This window comes from Chryseobacterium indologenes (assembly GCA_016025055.1).
GTDB lineage: Bacteria > Bacteroidota > Bacteroidia > Flavobacteriales > Weeksellaceae > Chryseobacterium > Chryseobacterium indologenes.
The window spans coordinates 4,840,789-4,865,669 of the sequence record CP065590.1 but is presented as its reverse complement, the minus strand read 5'-3'; the positions used below and the strand labels follow the sequence as shown (position 1 = coordinate 4,865,669).

At 39.9% G+C, this 24,881-nt stretch carries 10 protein-coding genes and 4 pseudogenes; 2 read left to right on the top strand and 12 right to left on the bottom strand.

Going from position 1 to position 24,881, the window contains the following annotated elements:
• Positions 1-5: 5 nt before the first annotated feature.
• Positions 6-578, bottom strand: a complete 573-nt coding sequence (locus H3Z85_22430) for a DUF262 domain-containing protein (protein ID QPQ51902.1) — start codon at positions 576-578, stop codon at positions 6-8.
• A gap of 381 nt (positions 579-959) precedes the next feature.
• Complete coding sequence (locus H3Z85_22425) at positions 960-1,460, bottom strand: hypothetical protein (GenBank protein QPQ51901.1); 501 nt, start codon at positions 1,458-1,460, stop codon at positions 960-962.
• Positions 1,461-1,745: 285 nt separating this feature from the next.
• On the opposite strand from H3Z85_22425, the gene H3Z85_22420 reads away from it, so the two are divergent.
• Positions 1,746-2,156: a helix-turn-helix transcriptional regulator gene (locus H3Z85_22420; GenBank protein QPQ51900.1), complete on the top strand. Its 411-nt coding sequence runs from the start codon at positions 1,746-1,748 to the stop codon at positions 2,154-2,156.
• Between the two features lie 125 nt (positions 2,157-2,281).
• Here H3Z85_22420 and H3Z85_22415 read toward each other — a convergent pair whose 3' ends face one another.
• The 10 genes and pseudogenes from H3Z85_22415 to H3Z85_22370 form a co-directional block, all read right to left on the bottom strand.
• Positions 2,282-4,519: an AAA family ATPase gene (locus H3Z85_22415; protein QPQ51899.1), complete on the bottom strand. Its 2,238-nt coding sequence runs from the start codon at positions 4,517-4,519 to the stop codon at positions 2,282-2,284.
• 158 nt (positions 4,520-4,677) lie between these two features.
• Entirely contained in the window at positions 4,678-5,226 is a 549-nt protein-coding gene (locus H3Z85_22410; protein QPQ51898.1) for a hypothetical protein, read from the bottom strand.
• Positions 5,223-6,158, bottom strand: coding sequence for a hypothetical protein (locus H3Z85_22405; protein ID QPQ51897.1), 936 nt, complete (start codon positions 6,156-6,158; stop codon positions 5,223-5,225). Before H3Z85_22405 ends, H3Z85_22410 begins: the two co-directional genes overlap by 4 nt.
• Complete coding sequence (locus tag H3Z85_22400; protein QPQ51896.1) at positions 6,104-6,475, bottom strand: hypothetical protein; 372 nt, start codon at positions 6,473-6,475, stop codon at positions 6,104-6,106. The genes H3Z85_22405 and H3Z85_22400 overlap by 55 nt, the downstream gene beginning before the upstream one ends.
• Positions 6,472-7,743 (bottom strand): hypothetical protein, encoded by a 1,272-nt coding sequence (locus H3Z85_22395; protein QPQ51895.1) that lies wholly within the window; start codon positions 7,741-7,743, stop codon positions 6,472-6,474. Before H3Z85_22395 ends, H3Z85_22400 begins: the two co-directional genes overlap by 4 nt.
• 8 nt (positions 7,744-7,751) lie before the next feature.
• Positions 7,752-10,150, bottom strand: a pseudogene (locus H3Z85_22390) (hypothetical protein).
• Positions 10,143-10,926, bottom strand: a pseudogene (locus H3Z85_22385) (alpha/beta hydrolase). The pseudogenes H3Z85_22390 and H3Z85_22385 overlap by 8 nt, the downstream one beginning before the upstream one ends.
• A complete protein-coding gene (locus H3Z85_22380) occupies positions 10,917-11,216 on the bottom strand; it encodes an acyl carrier protein (protein QPQ51894.1) in 300 nt (99 codons plus the stop codon). The pseudogene H3Z85_22385 and the gene H3Z85_22380 overlap by 10 nt, the downstream one beginning before the upstream one ends.
• Positions 11,204-15,464, bottom strand: a pseudogene (locus H3Z85_22375) (type I polyketide synthase). Before H3Z85_22375 ends, H3Z85_22380 begins: the two are co-directional and overlap by 13 nt.
• A gap of 18 nt (positions 15,465-15,482) precedes the next feature.
• Positions 15,483-22,518, bottom strand: a pseudogene (locus H3Z85_22370) (type I polyketide synthase).
• A gap of 1,348 nt (positions 22,519-23,866) precedes the next feature.
• On the opposite strand from H3Z85_22370, the gene H3Z85_22365 reads away from it, so the two are divergent.
• The gene (locus H3Z85_22365) at positions 23,867-24,814 is read left to right on the top strand and encodes a retropepsin-like domain-containing protein (GenBank protein QPQ51893.1); all 948 of its coding nucleotides are present in this window, start codon (positions 23,867-23,869) and stop codon (positions 24,812-24,814) included.
• The last annotated feature ends 67 nt before the right edge of the window (positions 24,815-24,881 follow it).

The window sequence follows — 24,881 nt, the reverse complement described above, 5'->3', positions numbered from 1 at the left end:
ACCTGTTACTTTTCTGAAAATAAGATCTCTTTCTTCATAGCTAAGATTCTTAATTTTATCATGGAAAAATTTTTGGCAGCCAGTAGGTTTTTTGCATACAGATTAATTACCGAACTGTCTGATAGCTCATTCTTGTCCTCAAAGATATTCTGATATAAGAATTTGTAGTTTTTATCAGATTCCTGATAACCAAATTTATACACTTTACTATTCCCCGACTGGTTCTCCTGATACAGAAATTGTTCTACCCAAAATTCCTTTCTTTTATCAGCATATCCTTTGTCTGAAGATTCTATCAGTACAAAAAGAAGGATACTCAAGGTTGTCAGTCTTTGTTGCCCGTCCACCACATAGAAGATATCATCGCTGATCCATTTTTCAGCATCATTGGCTTTTGTTTTTTCGAGGAAGATGGTTCCTGTGTAATGTTTTTTAAGTTCGCCCCTTTCTTCCTGAATTTCGTCTATATCATCCCATAATTCACTCAACTGTTTATCATTCCAGGAGTAGCCTCTCTGGTAGTCCGGTATTCTGAAAAAGCCTTCTGAAAAGACTCTGTTAAGATTTATTGCTCCCATAGTTATTGTTATAACGGCAATGATAAGAAAAAATATCAATTCATAATTACGGGAAAGCGTAAAATCTGATAAAAAACAGCTATTAAAAGAGGCGTAGCCCCTTCCAAAGGGTCTCCAGGTATTTCAATACCCATCTCTAGGCACTTTGGAAGAGTCTTTAGCCCCTTGGGGAAGTGGCGATACCCCCTTACCTAAGGGGGGTATCTCGGGTTGCATAACCGGCTGTTGGGACTTGTGAAAGGGCTGTAGACCGTTGTTTAAGTGGCTGTAGGCCCTTGTGCAAATACTTAGATGGACTTATGGATGGGCTATAGGGGGAATTTCATGAAAAAAGCACGCGAAAACGTGCTTTGTAATATAACTGTTATTTCAGTATTATGCTTAGGGATTATCATTATTAGAGGCTGGTGGAGGAGGGGATTGAGGTTGCTGTGGAATTATAAAAAACTGTTTCATATCTTCATAGACAACATTGGTTCCCGGAACATTTTCTTCAGAAAGAAATCTGATATTTCTGTAAAAACTGATGGCATTGTGGTAGTTGTCATGATCTAATAATACTTTGGTATCAGACAGCTGCTCTGTGATGGAATCTAATAGTTGTAACCGTTGTTCTACCTGCTCTCTGGCGATATAATCCCTGTCGAATTCTGCTTTGTCCAGAAATCCCGGAACATGCTGTGCGTACTGCTCCATATAGCTTTTGGCTTTGTTTACGAAAAGCTTGTTCTGCTCTGCAATTCTCCCGTACTGTTGTCTCTGGTCTGGAGTAAGGTTGATGGTTTTTCCTACAAGGACAGTCTGGATGTCCTGAATAGCCTTGTCAATAATTTCTAAATCACTTTTAGAAAAACTTAGGCTGATTAAATTGTCTAGTGCCATAAAATGTGTTTTTTTGGTTGATATTTCCAAATATAATGAGTATTAGATTTGAAAAATGAGAACATTATCACTTTTTTAGGGAGCATTAAGCAGATTGTGAAAATTGGGTGATGAGGTTTGTTTTTTTTGAGTTTCTAGTGAAAAAAAGATTATATAAAATGGAAAATGAAGAAGATAGCGTGAATGCAGGCAATAAAAGGAATATAAATCTTAATTATGCCGTTTTTTAGAGATCACTTTTCTAAATATTTTTCTATATTTAAACCTCATAAATGTTGATTTATCATGGAACATAAAATACATCAGGGACGCAATGTAAAACGATTCAGGGAAATGCTGGGCATCAAGCAGGAAGCATTGGCTCTTGACCTTGGGGACGACTGGAACCAGAAGAAAGTTTCTCTGCTGGAACAGAAAGAAATTATTGAAGACCCTTTACTGAAAAGAATTTCTGAAGTATTGAAAATTCCGGTGGAAGCGTTTCGGAATTTTGATGAGGAGCAGGCGGTGAATATTATTTCTAATACTTTTGGGGAACACGCTTTCAGTAACTCATTCAATTATGGAACAATTAATTTTCATCCTATTGAAAAAATAGTTCAGTTGCATGATGAGAAAATTGCTCTTTATGAAAGGATGCTGAAGGAGAAGGATGAGATGATGGTGAGGCTGGAGAGGTTGATTGAGAAGGGATAATTACATTATAAAAATAAAGAGACTAAAAAAGTTAGTCTCTTATTTTTTTGGAGGTCATTTAATTATTATGCTACATATTATCTAATTAATTTTTATTTGTAAAGTTTCTTTTAGAATAAGTTAATCTAATCCTTATCTACCAATATTGCTTGTTGCTCTTCAACCCCCATCATCATATTATAATGCCCTATATTATGTGTATGAATAAATATTTCTTTAAATACTTTCAAATATGTTTCTATCGATTGATCAGGTAGCTCAACGTATAAATCATCTGGTAAAGTATGTGATCCTTCATTAATCCAACTTAACAACGATCTAAAAATTTCCTTTTCTTGGGGATTAAAAAATTTTGACAATAGAGTTTCATCTCTTTTATTCCCTAAAATACTAAAGTAATTTTCTATAACCCTTCTCATTGCATTTTGAACGGTAATACCTGAATTTTTTTGATAATCCTTTATTTCATTCCATAAAAGTTCATATGATGAAGTAATTGGGTTTATATCTGAGTACGAATAAACTTTAGTGATAGAATTAATTTTTCTTAAGATGTAATATTGATTTTTCTCTCCTTTGCCTCTATTAATTCCTTCAAATGATGCCTCCTTATGAAAGTAAATATTATGTGTTAAAATAATAACTTGTTTTATATTTCCAATACCATTCCTTACTTCTTTTAATATTTCTTTAATTAAGCTGCTAACTACAAATAAAATGTTGCTGTCTAGGCTTGATATTGGATCATCGATTACCAAAATACGCTCATCATTGATTGTATTTTCATTATGTCCACCTTTGGCAAGTTGTAGGTAATATAGAAAAGTAAGAAAGGTTATTTCACCCTCGCTTAATGTGGTTTCTGCTATTTCACCATTTTCTCTTTGTATTTGATAAAAGCCATCTTCAGTTGCTGGTACAATTTTAAAATTTAAAAATCCATAAGCCTTTAAAAGTCTATTTATTTCATCAACTGTGGGTTTAATGCTAGTAACATTTTTACTTAGATCAATAATTTCATTTTTTAATGTGTTGTATTCACCTAGTTTGGAATCTAGTTTTGTTTGTAGAGCCAGTATACCTTTATCTATTCCATTAATGTCTGAATTATATTTTATCAAATCATCTATAGATTCTTCAATCAAATATTTCCATATTTCTTGAATTAAATTATCTTTTTCAGAATTATAATTTTCTACAATTTTATTATGCTTTTGGATTTCGGTATTTGCATTATCAATTAATTCTTTTATTAAATCTAATTGCTCTTTTAGTGAAATAAGTTCTATTTTTCGACTTGGTTCTTTGATTTTATTATTTAAAAGCTCGTTATTTGTTGTATTCTGGCTTATTAATGTTTTGAGATATGCAGAAAATTTATTTATATCTAGTTTTGAGGTTTTTAAATTTTTATGATCTATTTCAATAGTATTTAATTCATTAATAATATTTTGATTATTGATATTATATTCTTGTTTCAACTCTTTTATTTTCTTTAAATCATTTAGATAAGTGTCATCGAAAAAACTTTCTAATTGAATTTTAAACGTTTCTGTAATTGTTGGTTGTTGACAAAAAGGACACTGTTCATCTTTTTGTATATAATTTCTTCCTTCATTTACCCAATCATTAATGTTCAACTTCTGAATTAGTGCAGCAATATCAACATTTGCTTTTCCTACAATTATTTTAGTCCATATAGAGTTGTTTTCTATAGATAAAATATTAGTATAGTTAGAATTCTTTATTGGTAGGATTGTTTGTGGAGTGTCTCCAAATATGGTATTTGCTTTCTCCGTTAACAATTCTATATTTTCCAACTTGGCTTTGTTATTTGAAAACTCTTTTAATACTCTTTCCTTAAATAATTCTCCCGACTTCATTGAGCCAACAAAAGCTCCTTTGAAGTTTCTTTCATACTTCTTGTATATTTTTTTCCAACAATAATCAGTGAATTCTTTTTCAATTTTTATTTTTTTTCCAGTTTGACTATTTAGAGTTTCATATATTTTTGTACCGTCTTCTTTTAGCTTTTTTAATTGTTCTGTTTTTTCTTCTATTACTTTTATTTCATCAGTAGTTGCCTGTCCTAAAGTAAATATTCCATTTATTTTACCTTTTCCAAAATTGTGTTCTCGGAAAGTTTTATTATATACTAGAGTTTTAATTTTTTGATTATCTCTCCAAGAAATTTTACAATTAATAAATTTGGTGTTGTCTGGCTCTTGTAAAAAATTTGATAAGGTTGTTTTTCCGCAACCATTAGTTCCATATAAAAAATTTACTCTCTTTAAATTATCAATTATAGCTCCATCTAAAGGATCATAAGTAGCAATAGCTTTCAGTGTAATTGAATTAATCATAATTATTTAGGATTTCTATATTTTTTCATTTATTTAAAGTGTAAAAAAATGAAAAATGGTACAGGAATTTATACGGAAACCCGTAAATTGATATTATTATAAAAACAAAAACCTGAATGCTTAACACTCAGGTTTTATGGTATAATAGAACATTGTTATTAGTTAATATCTAAAACAGTTGTAATTGCTCTCCTACACATCCACCTCCTCAATCTCCACACCGGCAGATACACAAACACCACAGACAAAATCCCAGCCAGCATCCCGACCACCACGGCCATTGCCGTAGCATCCAGTTTATACTCCTTTGAGAAATTATACTGAGCAAAAAACAATAGAGAAAGAACAAGAGATCCTGTAATCAAACCATGCAGAATACTCAGCTTGGTCATTAGTTTTTTAATATTCAGCTGCTCATCTACCGTGAACTCGATGGCGCCTTGTCCGGCCGCGTCTGTGACTCTTTTGATAATGTCAATGGTGAGAACAACGGGAAGGAAGATGGCCATCGGTAAAGTAAGACGAGCCAGGTTTTGTTCTCCTGAGAAAAAATGGGTGTAGCCCAATTCTTTAAAACTGGCATACGCAATAATAAAGTTAAAGAATACATTCGGAAGGACATAGTAGATCATCCGCTTTAATAAAAAGCGTCTGAGGGTGGTTTTCTTGAGTTTTTTGGGCGGCTTCGGCTTAAATTTCAGTTTCATACAGAGGTGGTCAAGAGCTCAAGGGCTTTATCTTTTATTTTCATAGCTTCCTCTTTCGAAAGGAAGTGTTCATTGGACATAAAGGTGAAATCCATTTGTCGGTTGTAAGTGCTGGTCACAAGAGTGTTGGAGTTCAGCCATGGGAATGCAACTGTGGGACTGATAATCGTCTCGAGTTTAAAATGCTGATAGTTGCCTCGGATATCGATTTTACCCATATTGGATAAAGTCACATCATGTCCGCCGTTACTTGATTTCAACAGGGAAATCATGCGTTCTACGATCGGGTGCATCTGTTCACCCATCCATAGAAGCTCACGGGCTTCCATTTTATTGATCTTTTCAAAAAGATCTTTCTTAATTTCTTTGGCGTTGTCCATCACACTGTGATTTCCTTTCTTAATAGACAATTCCACAGTCGGCGCAAACGCAAACAAATGATCCTGCTTGATCTCAGGGATAAAGTGGCGCACATCTACCGGGCTGATCACTTTTCCTTTCGCTTTTTCACCCTGTACATCACGGAAGGCCTGCATAAAGGCAGCACACAGCAAGGCATGGACGGAAATTCCGTTGGCCTTACATTTTTCGGTAATCTGCGCGGTAGTTTGAGGATCCAGCTTGCGGTGAAGGGCGTAGTTTTTCCCGAGGTTTCTTTTTTTGCTTTTCGATTGCAGCATAAAGAAAAAACGGGCAAACAACAGGTAAAGTCGGGCTTTGAATTTTCTGGTACGCGCATTAAAATCCGAAGGCAGAAAATCATCTGCCGATTCAAACGGTTCATAGGGAAGCAGTTCAGCATCAGGATTATCCAGCAGCTGGAGAAGTTCCCGCATCAGGGTTACACCCGTTGTTCCGTCCGAAATACAGTGCGGCATCACCCAAAGGATTTCAGAAGTTTCTTTCCCTTTAACCCATACCAGTCGGGCCAAAGGCTTTTTATCATCATCAAACAAACGGAACCATTCCGTTTCCGATTCATACAGCCAGTCACTTTCCGTTTCCCGTTGTGTGATACGGACCGGGATGGAACTGATGTCCTGTTGTTCGATAAAAAAGGATATTGCCCGGTTTTCTCATCAATAGATACCCTTAGTAAGGCATGTTTCTGCTGAATTTTATCTAATGCCAGCCTGAAATTTTCCTCCGGAAGCTGTCCCGAAATGCGGGCTGTAAATATAACATTTAAAGGCGTTTTAGAATCTACATACATGATTCTTTCCACCATCATTAATCTTCTTTTCATCATGATACCACTAGATTTTCGATTTGCTGATGAACCGTTTTTATAATCTCATCGCGGATTGCCAATGCTTCAGCGTGAGGTAAGTAACCTTCACTTCCGACAAAGGAAAAATCCATCTCGCCACGATAGGTGGAAACAACAAGCGTAGTCGTATTCCCCAGCGGACCAATCACAGAAGGACTGAAGATGGTATCCACCGTAAATTCTTTGTACTGATGCGGTATCTGGATACGCCCCAGATTGGAAAACATACAGTCGTTGGATGATTTTCCGTTCTTTAGCAGTCTCGTAAAGCTGTTCAGTGCATCATGTCCCGATTCCATCACCATCATGGTGGTGTAAGGATCAAGTCTGGAGGTTTTACGTTCTACCGATTCCTGCATGGAACGCACATTTTCCAGGAAACCGATTTTATCATTCGCAGAAACAACGATCATCAGCCCAAAAGCGAAAATATGATCATTCTTAATCTGGGTGGCAAATCGGCGGATATCTACAGGACACGAAACTTTATTAAAAGCAGCGGTACCTTTTACTTTTTTAAATGCCTGAAGGATCGCCACGGATAAAAAGGTATTAACCGTAATCTGATTGGATTTGCAGTAAGCAATCACTTCCTGGCTTTCCCTTTCATCGAATTTCCAGTGCATCAGGTAATCGTTTTGCCTGTCAACGGCTTTTTTACCCACAGGAATGTATTTGATCACCGTGGCGGCAAGGCGGCCGATAAACCGGGCTTTCAGTTTTTGTCTCCTGCTGTTGAGAATGTTGGCCGGAACCACATCTTGAATACCCAGAATAGGTTTTTCAATGCCGATATCAGCAGAAGGATTGTCTAATACCTGCAGGAATTCATACAGGAAAGCCATAGCAGAACCACCATCGCATAAACAATGGTGGAACGCAAACAGCATATCGGAAACGTCTTCCCCCTTGATCCATACAAAACGGATCAAAGGAAGTTTTTCATAGTTAAATGGAGTGCACCATTCCCTTTTTGACTCATCCTGCCACTGATTTTCATGTTGACGGGCAAGGATTCTTACAGGGATGGATATGGAGGATTCGGGTACATCAAACCAGGGAACGTTTTTTTCATCATGAGCAATAAGTGCCCTGAGCCATGGGTGTTTCTGTTGGATACGGGCCAAAGCCCTCTTGATATCTTCCAAATTGAAGGTACCTCTCAGCCTGAAGGGGATCACCGCATTAAAAGGTTCTGTGCCATCTCCCAAAAGCATGCGTTCGCCAAATAACAGTCGTCTTTTCATATATAAACTTATACCGAAACTAATGTGGATTCTTGTTGTACAAAATTTTCTAATAATTCTACCGCTTTATCATTACCACCCGCCGTGTGGAATGTGTTCTGAACCTCTTTGGCAGCTGCTCTGTACTGAGGGTTTTCCAATAATTCAAAAACAGTTTCACGAAGCGCTTCTACACGAAGACGTTTGTAACGGATGCTGATTCCACAACCTGCCTGCTCAATTAATTTGGCAATATGGAAGTGGTCATAAGCGATAGGGGTAATCAGCATCGGCAGCCCGTTGCGGAACGTATCGTTAACGGTATTGAAGCCGCCATGGCAGATGACCATATCCATATGAGGCATTAATTCAGACTGAGGAACAAAGCTGTTGACAATAAAGTTTTCCGGCCATTCCTCAAAAATATCCGGTGGAGTAGCAGCTACCACAGTCACCGGCTGGTCTGCAAAAGCGGCAATTACCTTCTCGAAGAATGCTTTTCGGATATCTACCAGTAATGTTCCTAACGATACAAAGATCTTCGGAGTGGTAGCAGCGTGCAAACGCTCCCATTCAAACGGAGCATGATTCGGACGTCCTTTTACCGGACCTACAAATTTCATATGGGAAGGAACAGTCTCAAATCCGGCAAATGCCTGAGAAGTAAATACCATATTCAGCTTATGGGAATGAATGAAAATACCGTCATCCTCAATTCCTACTTCTTTTTGCAGGTTTTTGATCAGGTTCTGCTGCCATTCCCAGATCTTGGGAGCACTTTTTTCCGTATCTCCCATCACATCCGGTGGTACCGGAGTCGTCGTTACACAAGGGATGTTGTGTTTATGAGCAAATAAAGCGCCCCCGAAGGTGATGCAGTCATTGACGATAACATCGGGCTTCCAGCTTTCTGTTAACCGGCTCAATCCCGGCATCATCATTTTGGCAAAGGGAACATAAGTTTCTTCAAGGGCTAGTTTCATCACTTCGGGACCTGAACAGGCAGGTCCGTCATCTTGTCTTTTTAGAATGCGTTGTATTTCGTCCTGGTAGGGGATAAGATCTTCATGAGGGTAATAGTAAGATCCTCCTTCCGGAATGTGTTCGTCTGATAATGGAGTGATCCCGAACCATTTTACTTCGTGGCCACGGGCAATAAGGCTTACCCCAACACTTAATGTAGGGCTGATATGTCCGAAAAACGGGGGATAACAAATAAAAATTTTGCTTTTTTCATTTCTGTGGTAGGTGTTAATGCTTGTTCAAGTAAATCAGCTGCAGTGGCTGAACCGCCGGCTTCAACAAAAGATTGTCCGACTTTCCGGGCCGCTTCACGATAATTTGGGTTGTGTAAAATCTGTTGAACGGCCTCTCTCAGGTGATTTGCTTTAAATCTATTAAAATTAAGACGTTCCCCTGCTTCGGTACGAACGACACGTCCTGCAACATGCGACTGGTCATAGGCAATCGGAATCACCACCAATGGAATACCGTTGGATAAGGTTTCTGACACTGTGTTATGGCCACCGTGGCAGACCACTCCGTCGAGATGAGGTAACAGATCCAGTTGAGGAACCTGCTGATACACCATAAAGTTGTCCGGCCACTGCTCAAAAAGCTGTGGATCTGAAACCACAACAACCGTTAAATCTTCATCTTTAAAGGCATCAATCACTTTCTGGAAAAATGCTTTCTTATGATCGTGATCGAAAGTGGTTCCGATGCTTACGAGAATCTTTTTGTTGGAGGCACTGTTGAGCCTGTTCCAGTCAAATTCACAAGAGATACGGCGTTCCGTAAGAACAGGTCCTGTAAATTGATACTGAGAAGGCAGGTCATCCATTTCACCAAAGAAATAAGTGGATGTTAAAACCAGAGTTAGTAAGTCAGAGGTTGCCAAAGAACGTTCTTCATGAAAGCCAAGTTCTTTCTGCAAGTCGATAATCTGATTAACCTCCCACTCGTGTACCTTCGGAAGCTCATTCATAATTTTAATGGCAGCCGGAGCGGTGACGGAAGTCGCGTAGGGAATTCCCAGTGCTTTGGCAGCAATGGGAGCTGCAAACAGCTGGTGGTCCCCGATAATCAGATCGGGTTGGTAAATCTTTAACAAAGCAATGATCCCGTTATAGCAATGTCTGTTTAGAGGGATCAATACCTCTTCGTACAGGAATTTAACGCTATCGATGCCGTAGACTACTTTTTTTGATATAATATCCAGGTATTGTTCGCTCTCTTTCTTTTCTTCATCAGTCTGATCGTATTGAATAAGAAGAAGCTTTCCACCTTCCGGAAGTTTGGCTTCCAGGGTAGGGTCAAGGCTAATCCACGCTACTTCGTGGCCTCTTTCCAATAGGGTAGCACCAATGCTCAAGGTAGGATTGACATGTCCTGTAAGGGGTGGAACTATAAATGCGAATTTAGCCATGTTTTTGTGTTAAAATTTTAGATAAAAAATCAGTGATGGTCTCTGCGATCATCCGGGGTTCCTGGATAGGAATGTTATGATCACCCGGGATCAGTTCCAGAACTGAATTCCCGATCTGAGTCTGCAGCCATTCTCCTGTAGGCCTGCAATTGGAGTCTGCACCGTAAAGCAATAAGGTGGAAGCTTTCAATTCGTTAAAATCAGCTTCATTCAGGAAATCTTTTTCCCTGATCATATCTGCTTTAATGCTGGTTTGATTAAACAGAAACTCATACATACGATGGTTCTTTTCCATTTGTCTTTTCCCCATCTGAACTTTAGTGGTATCTGTAAAATTGGCTACATAATGCTCCAGAAACTCTTTGCTGTATTCATCAATAATATTGCGGGCCTTTTCATCCTGAGGATCTGGAGCTTCCGTTACCACCAGTTTATTGACGCCGTTCAGGGTATTGTAACGCTGTTTTTAAAGCGATAAGGCCACCGAAGCTATAGCCGGCAAGATGTACCTTTTTCAGTTGCAGCGTATCCATTAAACAAATCAGGTCGGATGACATGGTATCAAGGTCATATCCGTCAAGGAAACGCTCACTCATTCCGTGGCTTTTCAGGTCGTACATGACTACATGGAAATGCTGCGCCAGAATTGGGGCAATATTAAAATAATAAATAGACAGATTGCTGAACATCCCGTGGATTAAAACCACGGTCTGTTCAGCTGTTTTGTTGAGTTCCTGTATATGAACCTGTTTATTATTGACAGTGATTATTGGCATTCGTAGATGTAATTGATGATCATACTAAGGTCAAGATTGATCAGCTGGTCAAGATCCATAGAAGACAACCAGCCTGTAAAATCGATCTGATCTCCAAAATGTGCTTTGATCTTTTCAGAGAAAGAAACAATCTCAATACTGTCCATTTCCAGATCCTTGGTGAATGAACTTTCAGGAGTAATATCCATTTCTTCTACAAATTCAGCACCTATCACTTCAGTAATAAAACCTTTTAATAATGTAAAAAGTTCTTCGTGGTTCATTTTTAATGTTGCGTTTACAGTGTCCATCCGATAATATAATTTTGATGTTTAATAGTTTTGATTTCAATGTTGTTGATCCACAGGTGATCATCTTTTATAAGCTCGACTTCGAAGGCTTTTGGATTTCCTTTCAGTCCTGTTCCCAGGAACTTTCCGTAGGCTTCCTTGGCCACCCAGAACCGCGTAGTCCACTCGGCCTGATCTCTGTCTTTTAATAATGTTAATTCATGATCGGTAAATACCATGTTGTAGAACCCGGAGCTGCGTTCTTCAATGGTTTCCATGTCGATTCCTACAGGTTTTCCGTACCGTGCGATACCCACGGCATCCTTTCCTTTGTGAGCCAGTGAAATATGGATGTTTTCCGTAAAATCACTGATGAGATGAGGTTTCCCCACTTCATCGGAGCGAATCTCAAAGGTAATCGGGAAGCAGGCATGATTTTTTTCTTGACGAAGAAGGTGTCTTACAGCATCTTTTACCGCTACACGGCTAACCATCCAGTTTTTCTTCTTATTCGGTAATAATTGCTGGTGATGCTGTTTTTCCGTCTGGTTGAAATACCTTTTCAGGATAAAATCCCATGAAGCCACTCTTGTATACGCCTGATGGAAGTAGAATACTTCAGGAGCAATCTCTTCAGAAAGGCGATTGTGCAACGGTGACATGGAAACATTCCATAAAGCAGCGTCAATTTCCAATCTTCTGTTTTGCCAGCCTGTAATGGAACACCATGGCTTTCCGTCTCTGGTCAGAAGGATGTTGGCAATGGCGAACTCATCGTTAAGATCGGTCAGCATACAGGTACATTCAAAAATACCTTCCTGATCATGCATATCTCCAAAGAATTCTATATCTCTGATTTTTACAGGGAATGCAATACGGTCTTTGACCAACGTAAGCTGTAACCAGAGCCCGAATAATTGTCCTGCATTGTCAAGCAAAGAACCTTTACCGCCGTTTCCTTTGATTTTTCCGATAATCCCTTTGGAACCAACGGCAGAAACTTCAGTGATCCCCTGATACCGGTCTCCGTGGAACATATGCATGTCATAGATTTCTTCAGGTGTTCTCTCAATAGGTAAAAGATCACCGATAGAGAAATTGAATGCAGGAACCGGAACGGGAGAAGATTTCAGCAATACTTCGGCATTGGCAAAATTTTCAATATCCAGATACGCATGGTTTTGGGAACGCCATTCTCCTTTTACGGTTTTTTCAAAAGGTTTGGCGACGTTCATCCACTGGAAGACACTTACGTTCATGATTTTATGAACCTGTGTTCCCGGAATTTCTGCTTCGGCAATTTCTGCCAGCTGTTCAAAGATCATGGTCATCGGAATTACCGGTTCCATGTCGGCTACATGAGCCCATCCTTTAGGCTGTCTCAATAAACTGTGATCGATAAGGTACGGATGACTTTCCAGCGTTACGTACAGATCTTTTGAAAAAGTAGTACTTCTCGGTGCTTGCGGTGCTACGGGAGCTATCGGCTGCACAGGAGCAGGACGTTGAATTTTAATATTTGGTGGGTTTTGGAAAAGGGTTAAAACCTCTTCCTGCATACGGATCATATCAGCTACGTTATCCTGGAATGCCTGCACAAGAGGATGTCCCGTTTTGGTAGCGATAGAGGCTGATGCGGTGTATTGTTTTGGTGTTTCAAAGGCGGGAACTAAAGCCTGGGCTTCTTTAAAATTACGGATAATCGGGGATCCCAATTCCAGTTTAATTCCTTTTCCTGACGATTTTTTGGTGTGATTCTGAATATCTAAAAAGTCAAGAGCTATCACTTTGCCCTCAACAAATAATGAAGCGACTACTCGCTGCAGCTGAGCCAGTGCAGATCGTGTAGGAACGCTGGACGCAATCGTGCTGAATGCTTTTCCTTTTAAAGTATCATCAATGAACCCGATCAAACCTCCGGTACCGACCTGAATAAAGCATCTTGCGCCTTCCTCATACAATCTGTCGGTCAGTTCACGGGAAGCGAACCGGCTGAACAAGATGTTCTGCACTCAATTGTCTGATGGCAGCCTGATCCGCAGGATAAGGCTCCAGGGTCGTCGCGGACCATAATGGGATTTTTGTTTGCTGGAACTGCGCTTTTTCCATTCCGGCAAGGATGACATCCAGTTTATCAGCGATAAAAGGAGAATGAAATCCGGACTGGAACGGCAATACCTGATGGAAAATCTGTTTTGATTTTAGTAAAGGTACCAATTCATCCAGTGCAGCATTGCTTCCGCAAAGGATGACCTGATTCGGGCAGTTATCATTGGATACATATAAGTCTGAAATCTCTGCAATAAAAGGTTGTACTACATCAATTCCTGCTCCTATAGCAATGAATTTGGAATCTTTTAATTCAAAAGTTTCAGGATGCAGAACGTCAATCAGCGCTTTTACAGAGTTGGCTTCTGCCAGTTCTGAGGAATATCCCGCAAGCCATTCTCCTAAACTGTGTCCTGCATTCATATCCGGAATGATTCCCAGTTTTTTTAAGGAATTGTCAAGGATACTGCAGTTGTTGAAAATGTTTAAAGCATCGGTTAAAAGACCTTCACCTTCTGTCTCGATAGGTGCTGATAATCCGAAATACCGGCTAACGGTTTCAACCTCACCTTTCGCAAGGCCGTCTAAGCCTGGAAATACAAAGGCTACTTTGCCGCCGTCTTTTAATAGCGGGGCAGAAGTGTACCAGATATCCTGTTTGTTTCTCCAGGTAATATTTTTGGAAACAATTTTAAGTGCTTTTTCAATTCTTGCCGGTGTCGGATCAAATATCGCTACTCTGAAATCTCCTTTTCCAACGCTTGTTTCGTTATTTTGTAAAGCAGAAAGAAGTTCTGCATGAGTGGGTCTTGCCAGTAATAATACGCTGTCTTTTTTCGGCATATCGTAACCTTCCAGCACTACGTGAGCATTGATTCCTCCGAAACCGAAGGCATTCACTGCTGCTACTTTCGGAAGTCCTGTTTTTGACCAGTTTTGGGGTTCCTGTATGGGAGCAAAACGGGTTTTCTGCATATCTGCAATGGGATTCTCACAATATAAGGTAGGTGGTAAAGTGTCGTGGTGTAATGCCAGACAGGTTTTGATTAATCCTGCAATTCCGGCAGCGGGCATAGCATGTCCGATATTGGACTTTACCGATCCGATACCGGCTGTCTGAGCCGAATCTTCTTTTCCGAAGAATTGTGCCAGAGTCTGAAGCTCTGTTTTATCTCCAAGCGGAGTTCCGGTACCATGAGCTTCAAGGTAACCCACCTTGTTTTTATCAAGATCAGCATTAGTCCAGGCTTGTTCAAGGGCTTTCAACTGACCTTTTACGGATGGGCTCATGACACTGGTTCCGTTACCATCGCTGCTTACACCTACACCTTTGATAACAGCATAGATTTTATCCTGATCACGAATGGCGTCTTCCAGCCGTTTTAAAACGACGAATCCGCAACCTTCTCCAATCAGTAATCCGTCAGCATCCCTACTGAACGGCTTGATCTGCTGCTGGCGTGACATTGCTCCCAGCTGGGCAAAAATACTCCAGAAAGCGGCATTTTGTCCTGTATGAACTCCTCCTGCGATCATGATATCTGCACGGCCACGCTTAAGCTCCTGTACTGCATGGTCTACAGCAATAAGGGCGCTGGCACAGGCTGCATCTACAGTAAAAGCTGCTCCTCCAAGGTCAAAACGGTTGGCAACAAGTGATGCTACAAGATTAGGAATTAGTCCCATTGCAGTATCGGCTGCAAAACGTCCTTTGCGCTCCTGGAAAGCATGTTTTACTTTTTCGATGTCAGCAGTAGATACCTGGGGTAAAAGTTCCTGCAGCAGCGAAGAAATTTGTTCTCCGGTTCTTACGATTTCTATCGCGCGGGTAGCTCCGGGTCCGGTATAGTTTCCTTTACCTATAATGATCCCTGTTTTTTCAAGGGAAGTTTTCTTTTGAAAAACGCCTGCATCTTCCAGTGCTTTCTGCACCAAATCAAGGGTCAGTAAATGATCAGGCTCGGTTCCTTCAACAGCCAGCGGTAAAATACCAAAGGCAGTGGGATCAAATTCATAGTCAGGGATAAAGCCTCCCCGTTGACAGTAAAAACGGTCAACAGGATGGGTAGCATCACTGAAGTGAACCGGATCTATCCGATCGGCCGGAGCCACTTGGGTAGAATCTACTTTATCGACAATATTCTGCCAAAAAGTGTTGGCATCCTGTGCGCCGGGAAAGACACAGGAAAGACCAATGACAGCAACATCTGTTTTCTTCATACTTAGTTTATGCAGTGTTTACCAATTATTTCCTGACATGATCAGTACCTGGCTTTCAGTACCGTACTTGATCTCGTTGAGGAAGATTTCTTTTCCTTCATCCAATGGAATCATAGAAATTCCTCTGCGTTCGTATTCTGTCTCAAGAGTGGATGAAACCATTCCTGCGCCTTTCCATGGGCCCCAGTTAATAGAAAGTACTTTTCCTTTTAACCTTTTGTTTAAAGCATTAGCATAATCATCCAGTACACTGTTGGCCGCAGCATAATCTGTCTGACCTTTGTTACCATATACGGAAGCAATGCTTGAGAACAATACAACAAACTGGCAGTCTGAGCGAAGCTGTTCAGCCAATACACGAAGGGGTTTCACTTTGGTGTCAAATACACGGCCGAAAGAGCTTGTTGTTTTTTGTTTGAATAATTTATCTTCCAAAAGACCAGCCCCGTGGATTACCCCATCAAGACGATCGTATTTTTCATAAATATTGCTGATCAAAGTACTCAATCCTTCTTCGTCACACAGATCTAATGATTGGTAAATAATGGTATTTCCCAAGTCTTCCATATCACGGATGGTACGTAAGATCTGGTTGTTTTTGAAGACCCTTACCGTCTCTTTTTCAATCTGAGCAGGAGAAGTGAATTGTCCGGATCTGATAAGATAAGCCCTTATTTCCTCTTTGGACTTCAGACCTTCAAATTCTTTCAGGTTTTCAGCTTCTTCTCTCGGGTCTGCTGATCTTCCTACCAGAATATAAGTACAAGGATATGCCTCAGACATATGTTTTACCAGCTCCGCTGTTATTCCTTGTCCACCTCCAAGTACCAGCACAACAGATTTAGAATCTAATTGAATGTGAGCTTCTTCAAGGCTTGTGGACAATGGCGACGGGATGATGTCTACTTTATGTCTTTTTTCGTTTTTATAAATAACCTCAGCAGGTTTGTCATTGGTGAGTATTTCTTTTAAGGTAATTTCAGCAATCTGATCCATTTCCTGAGGGGTGCTCAGGCTGATCAGTCTGCAAGTCGTCTGATCAAATTCTCTTGCCAGACTTTTGAAAAGTCCCGGATATCCCTGGTGATGGCGTAATGCGCGGGCATCATTGATCTCCTGAAGATGAGCAGGAACATCAGAAATAAGGTAAACCCATTTTGCTCTATCAAAATCAAGCTTTTTAATCAAATCAACATGATCAATGATGCTTGGTTTATCAGAAGAGGAGAAGATATCGAGCATAATCAATCCGTCAAAATCGGAAAGGTCTTTTTCAGCATCTACAAGGTCCACAATAGCCCCGTGTTTTTCCAGTTCGCGTTTGATCGCTGAGGTTTGTTTGCTGTTATCCTGAGTGATAGCAAAACGTTTTCCTTGAAGAACTTCAGTATTTTGTAATAAGGAAGCATCAGTAGGCGTAATATCAAAACGGAGTCTTGACAGTACGTTATTTGCTCCCTCAGGAGCATTAGCTTCCTTTGCTTCACTGGTGATTTCGTTGTTTTCACCATTCATCTCACTGATCCAGCCAGCCAATCCGCGAAGGGTTTTGATGGCAGCCAGTTTTTCCATAATATCATCAGCCTGTTCAAGGTTTTCTCCGAATCCGATTTTATTTTTAAGGTCAGCGATGATTTCCATACGCTTGATCGAGTCGATACTTAAGTCTGCCTCCAAATCAAGATCCAAGCCTAACATCTCTTTAGGATATCCTGTTTTCTCACTTACAATATTTAAGATGGCATTTTGAAGATCTTCAAGGGAGAATCCTGTTTGTGCCTCTGGTTTTGAAATAGCAGATTCAGTTATGGATCCGTTTATTTCAGGGGTTGCTGAAGCAGGCGTTCCGGTAAATTCAGTAAGCCATGAAACAAGTCCGCTAAGGGTTTTGATTCCTGCTAATTGTTCCATTACGGTATCTTCATTGGCATTACCGTTGGCTAATGTTCCCAGTTCACTGCGAAGGGTTCCTATGATTTCTACTCTTTTAATGGAGTCGATACTTAAATCGGCTTCAAGGTCCATTTCCATACCCAGCATTTCCTGAGGATATCCTGTTTTATCACTTACTACCTGCAGTAACAGGGATTTGATATCTCTTACCGGAGCCTGTTGTACTGGAGCTACGGCTGACGGAGCTTGCTGATAGGCAGGTTGTTGAGCCGGGATGGCTGCCATTTGCTGTTGTACAGGAGCAGCTACCGGTGTAGTGTATACAGGAGCAGATTGTACATGTGGATTCTGTCCCATGAAGGAAAGCATCACATCACGTTGCGCCTGTATCATCAATTTCATACTATTTAAATATTCCTGGAGCATACGTTCAGCCGTTGACTGGCCTTCCGCTGCCGGAGCTTGTTGGTTGGTAAAACTGTTCATTTGGATTGGATTTAAAATAGGTAATGCACCATTGGAAGGCAGTGTGCCTGTAGTCGGATGTGCAGTTTGTCCGTTAACGCGCCATATCGCCGGGCTTTTCTTATACAATTCAGGCTGTGCGATATCGATCACCTGAACATTTCGGCCCTCAAAAAGTTTATTGATATTGAAATTACGACCTGTACCCAGATATTGGGCTAGCATGCAAAGAAGGTGCGTAAATTTATTACGGCTGTTATCTTCCACATAAAGACTCAGATGATCTTTTTCTATGCAAGATTTTGTCAACCCTGTTAAGATTTTTCCAGGACCTACTTCGATGAATATTCTTGCTCCGTCATTATACATAGCCTGAAGTTGCTCTACGTATCTTACGGGCTGTACAAGGTGATCGGTCAGTCTTTCTTTTATTTCAGACGGTTGAGACGGATATACTGTTGCGGTTGTATTCGACCATACCGGAATCTGCATTTCACCAAAAGAAACATCTTTCAATACGTCGGCATATAAACCTTTGGATTTTGCCAGTAACGGGCTGTGGAATGCACAGGCGACTTCCAGTTTTTTAGCTGAAATACCTTCCTGTTTAAGAACTTCCAAGAGTTTGTTGATAGCCTCCGTACTTCCTGCAATCACACATTGTGTAGGAGCATTAAAGTTTACCGGATAACATCCTTCTGCTTTTGCAAGGATAGGTTGTAAGCGTTCGTAAGTTGCACTTGCGGCTAACATGGATCCCGGATCTCCGCCTTGTACAGAGTTCAGAATAGAATGGGCTCTCTGGATACTTAAGTCCACCAGTTTTTCTTCGTCAAATACTCCTGCAAAACATAAAGCCGGTAATTCTCCATAGCTGTGGCCTGCCAGCATATCCGGAACAATCTCCAGAGATTCCAGGAATTTGGCCAATGCCAGATCAACAATTCCTAAAAGAGGCTGTGCCAAGCGCGTATCTTTAATAGTTTCTTTTTGTTGTTTTAAAGCCGCTTCATCAAATGTAGTGGATGGAAATACTACTTTTTCAAGCTCAGGATATTGATCGATAAGGCTGCGCATCGCAGGGAATACTACGAATAAATCACGAGCCATATTGATCCTCTGGCTGCCTTGTCCCGGGAATAAGAAAGCGACTTTACCTTCTTTTTTATTAACGGTGAAAGTATCCTTGGTTTCAATACCTAACAATACCAGCTCAAGCTTCATCATCAGATCTTCAGCGGTGTCTGCAACAATACTGAACTGAATTGGCTTTTCTGAATTGATGCTTAAGCTATAAGCGATATCTTTTAAAGCGATCCCATCATTGATTTCCAATAAGGCTTTGATCCGGCTCGACTGTCCTTTGGCTTCTTCGTAAGTATCTCCACGGAATACAAAAAGCTCTGAAGGCCAGGATTGCATAGCAATAGAATTGTCCTGTTTAGGATGATTCGCAATAACGGTATGGAAATTTGTTCCTCCAAATCCGAACGCACTGATTCCGGCATATCTGTTTTCTTCTGTCCATAAACCACTTTCCGCATAGAAAGCAAATGGACTGGTCTGGGCATTATAATAAGCATTAGGCTGCTGAAGGTGAAGGGTAGGAGGTTTTACTCCATGATAGACTGCAAGAGAAGCCTTGATTAATCCTGCCAGTCCTGCAGCACATTTTGTATGGCCGATCTGTGTTTTCACGGAACCTAAATGGGTTTGTCCCGGCAGGGCTCCTGAACGGCTGAAAAGGTTCGTCAATGCACTTAATTCAGTTTTGTCTCCCACTACGGTTCCTGTACCGTGAGCTTCCACCAGTCCTACTGCTGCAGGACTGATACCAGCCTGGCTGTAAGCACGCTCTAAAGCTCTTACCTGGCCAATTTTTCTGGGTGCAGTCAATCCAAGTGCTTTTCCGTCACTTGATCCGCCAACTCCTTTGATAACAGAGTAAATACGGTCGCCGTCACGTACTGCGTCTTCGTATCTTTTTAATACAAGGATAGCAATTCCTTCTCCAAGAGCAATTCCGTCTGCTTCACTGTCGAAGGTAGCACATCTTCCTTTTCTGGAAAGAGCATGAGTACTGGAGAACATCAGATAATCGTTGATTCCGTTGTGTAAGTCTGCTCCTCCGGCAAGAACCATATCGGATTTTCCTAATACCAGTTCCTGACATGCAAGGTCGATGGCTGCAAGCGATGATGCACAGGCTGCATCTACGGTAAAGTTTCGTCCGCCAAGGTCCAGACGGTTCGTAATCCTACCTGCGATTACATTGGCTAAAATACCCGGGAAAGAATCCTCGGTGGTATGAGGGAAAGCTTCCTGTACTTCTGGATGGAGTTCTCCGAAAACCTGCTTATAATATCCCCCTGAAGCTGTAGCTGTTGGCAAGGTCATTACCTCCTTCGGCTCCAATGATCACGGAAATATTGTCTCTGTTAATATGTTTTTCACCGTATCCGGCATCTTCCATCGCTCTTTTGGCAACCAGTAAGGTTAATAACTGTGTCGGCTCAATAGCGGCAAGAGATTGTGGTGGGATACCGAATGTCAGTGGATCGAAATCGATTTTTGGAATAAATCCGCCCCATTTGGAGTGCGAGACGTCCGGTCCGTCTGATTCCGGATGGTAATAAAGGTCTTTATTCCATCTTTCGTCCGGAACTTCCGTCACGCTGTCTTTTCCTAAAATGATATTTCTCCAGTATTCTTCAAGGTTTTTGGCTCCGGGGAAAATACATTCCATCCCAACAATAGCGATGTCCAATGGTTTTTCTGTGGAAGTTGGTTCTTCAGGAAGGGCGGCATTCTGAACGAATTCATAATTGTCAACCACGGTCTGGTGAAGTTGTTCAAGAGAAATAACTTTATTATGCATGGTTGCCACCTGTCCGATCATATACATGCCCAGATCAAGTTGTTCTTCTTTAGGGATATTAACCAATGTATCACCTTGGCGTTCTATTCCTTTGGCTGCGATACGAAGACGTCCTACGTTGAGTTTTTCAAGTTGTTCCCAAACGACTTTCTTGTCCGTTCCGGCAGCCAGTAATTTTGCCTTTTCTGTGTTAAAATGATCGGCAAAGGCTGTATTCAGGCAACGGGTTTCGTGTCCCGGTGCTGTTTCCAGTAATACGGTGTCTTTTGCCTGCATTGCCTGTAGCTGGAATTCCTGCTGGATAGCTCCGGTTTCTACAGCTTCATGAGTATAAAGGTAAGCTGTACCCATCAATACTCCGATTTTCACACCTCTGGCAGCTAAAGGAGCAGTCATGATCGAAACAAATGCGGTTGAAAAAGCATCATGGATTCCTCCTGCAAAGAATATACTGATAGTCTCAGGGTGATCTTCTTTTAAGATACGCTCAATTTGTTTTTCCCAAAGAACGGTGCTTGACAGCGGACCTACGTGGCCGCCGCATTCACGTCCTTCAAAGATGAAATTTTTAGCTCCTTCTTTCAGGAAAATATCCAGTAGAGCAGGAGATGGAACGTGAAGGAATGATTTTATTCCTGCTTTTTCAAACACTTTTGCCTGTGCTGGTCTTCCGCCGGCAATCAGGACAACAGGAGGTTTGGCTTCTAATATATAGGAAGTCTGTTCTTCTCTTAATTCCTGTGGGGCAAATCCTAAAATACCTACACCCCAGGTTTTTTCACCTGCAAGCTTCTTGGTTTCCATCACCAGAGATTTTGCCGATTCACCTTTTAATAAAGATAAAGCCACAAAAGGTAAAGCTCCGGCTTCTGCTACGGCATTGGCAAATGCCGGCACATCGCTTACGCGAGTCATCGGTCCCTGAGCGATAGGGTAGCGAAGTCCGAGTTCCTGGGCGATAATGTTGTTTTTATCGATAACATGAAGGGCTTTTGCTTGTTTCAAGTGGCCGTACATGGCTTCTTTCAATGCAAAAACCAGTTTTTTCAATGTTTTGAAATCTTCATAAAGATCTGTCGCAAGAGAAATGTCTTGTCCCATTGGGATGTAACTGCTGCTGATATCCAGATCTTTGAAGTATGCGGTAAGTTCTTCTGAGGTGATATGATCGGAAATTGCCGGTGAGTTGGGCCTTACCAATACCCTGTGATTGGCTATGATTTTAGTTTCCGTACCATTTAATTTTGAGCATACTTCTTTGACATCCTGAGGAACAGAGCATTCCGGGAATAAGGCTAGCTGACTATCTAAAATAACACCTGCAGCGCCGAGTGACTTCACGGCAGCAGCGGTATGAAGTCCTATTCCTCCCTGTACCCATACCGGTATATCCTGTACCTCCTGGATAATACGCTGGAAAAGGATGAATGTAGATTCGTAACCCACCAGCCCGGCGGCTTCATTCCCTTTGATGATGATTCCTTTCGCTCCGTATTGTTGAGCCAGAAGGGCCTCTTCCAGGTTGGTTACCTGATAGATCACAGAAATTTCAGGAGAAAAATTTACTGAACTTCCATACGGAACAATGGCAAGGCTTACTTTGCCCGGGATCTGAAGAGTATCCTGTTGTTTGGTTGTGAAGTGGATACCATATGAAGGGATATCTATGTGGTTGAGTTGATTCAGTGCTTGCTGGGCAGTTGCTGTGTCTTTTCCTAAGCTTAGTACGGGAAAAGCACCTGCCTGATGTAATTTTAGAATTAGGTTAACGTCCGGTTTTTCAAAAGGGGTTAATCCGATAATAGTCAAGTTTCTCATGGCGTCAATAATTAATTGAAGTGATAGCAAAAAAATTATAATAAGCTGCTCAGATTCATCGGCATAAGAGCATAGTTTTTTTATGTGAAAAGATTAAAAATGTACTTTTATGACATTGTCAAAAAAAATCCTATTTGATTGATTAATCTCTAATAATGTTTTCCCTTCTAATGTGTTAATGGATTCAAGGGTTATGCCTGGCTTTTCAAAAGGCTTTAGCCTCACAATAATCATATTTTTCATAGTAAATCGGTATTGGAATGATCATGTAATTTTATAAATAAAACACAATATGCATATTTATAATCTGTTTTTATTTGTTATTATTTGTAAAATTTATACTTTGTTATTGATTATAAGTGTAATTTTTCAACTAATTTTCAATATTTAAAATAAAATTATTTAAATCATATTAAAGCATGTTAATTATTTATTTATCCTTATTAAACAGGCTTTTATGGTCTTTATAATTGTAAAAAAAATGATTATAATTAGCATGATATTAAGCAAAGGTAGTGATAAAATATATAATATTTCAATATTAGGAGATTTGTTTTTCTTAATATTACAAAAAAATAATATGGAATTTAAGACAAAAAATTGGGAAAAATTAACATTATGGATTTGATAAAAAGGGTTGTTTTATTTTTGAAAAAAGTGAGTTAAGTAAAGTATTTCACATTTTTAGTTTATGGTTGAAATTTATATTCTTTTGATAGATAACATCATATGGTTCTGAAATGTTAAAAAAACAGATATCGCCGATCTGATAAGATTTTTTTTCATTATTAGAGATATTTTGAAATCTGAACCAGTATTTATCTTTTTTTTGATAAGAATAAAAGTGGAATTATTTATTTGACTATTACGTAAATGTTTACTGTAATTTATATCATTGTATTGTCGTATGTAATAATTTAGCAGTCCTGTTATCCAAAATTCGGAATAGTAATACAAAAACTGATAATATTTTTCCTCTGAAACAATGCCTATTAAAACAAAAAATTTTTATGTATAAAATCTTTTACAGTATGAAAGTGATCAAGAAATTGCTGGTCTCTACTGCGGTAGTATTATCTACTTACTGTTTCAGCCAGATGCCTCATAACACATTTGAAAATATTTATAAAGAAATTAAGAAAAGAATTTTTTCAAAGCGCGGGATCTTTTTGCCGACAATAAAAGGGTATTAAGTGTAGAATATCAATACTTTACAGAAGCAATACTTGATAATGCATTTAACAAACCAGAAAAGTCTAATCAGAAAATCAGCCAGCTGGAAAAGTCGAAAACACCGCTTTCGGATTCACTGATGCTTGCCATAGGCCGTATATGGGAGGATAACTGTATGAAACAACATGACTATGCAGGCGCAAAAAATGCATTGGTTGCAGTTCTTAAACAATTCAGTCATTTGTTAACCGGGGACGAGATAAAAGATTTGAAAAATAATCTTAGAATCTGGACAGCCCTTGAAAATGAACCTCAACAAAAATTGACATTGAACGGTGAAACCAGGTTAAAAATGGAAAAGGACGCAGCTGGTTTAAAGAATCTAAAGGTAAGAGTGGGAGAGGAGACCATGAATTTTATTTTTGATACCGGAGCTAATATTTCTACCGTCTCTGCATCGGTAGCGAAACGTTTAGGTATGAAGATGATCCCGGCAGATATTGATGTGGATGCAATTACCGGTATTTCAGCTAAAGCCGATCTTGCAGTTTGTAAAAAAATAGTACTAGGGAATACAGTCATTGAAAATGCCATTTTTTTGGTATTTGCAGACAATGCATTGAGTTTTCCACAAATCAATTATCAGATTAATGGGATTTTGGGATTTCCCGTTATTGCAGCATTAAAGGAAATGCAATTAACCCAGGATGACTTTTTTATTGTTCCTGAAAAAGAGACTAAGATACCTGCTCTTTCTAATATGGCCATTGATGGGTTAACTCCACTTATTTTTGTAGATGGCAAACATTATAAGTTGGATACAGGAGCTGATCATACGATTTTATATGAACCGTTTTATAGGGAGTATAAAGAAGAAATTGACAACCGGTATAAGGCTACCAAGATAGCAATGGGAGGTGCCGGAGGTAAAATTGAGTATGATGGGTTTAAGATTAATCATACTTTTCATATTCTTGATCAATCGATTAGTCTTAAAAACATTAGCGTACTAAAAAATAAGATTAATAAAGAAACGGTTTACGGAAATATCGGACAGGATGTGATCCGACAGTTTCATACGATGACGTTGAATTTTGATCAGATGTTTATTAAGTTTGATTAATATCCTTTAATAAGAGATCCTATACACCTATCAATTTTACTCATAAAGTCTGTGTGAAATTTTTACT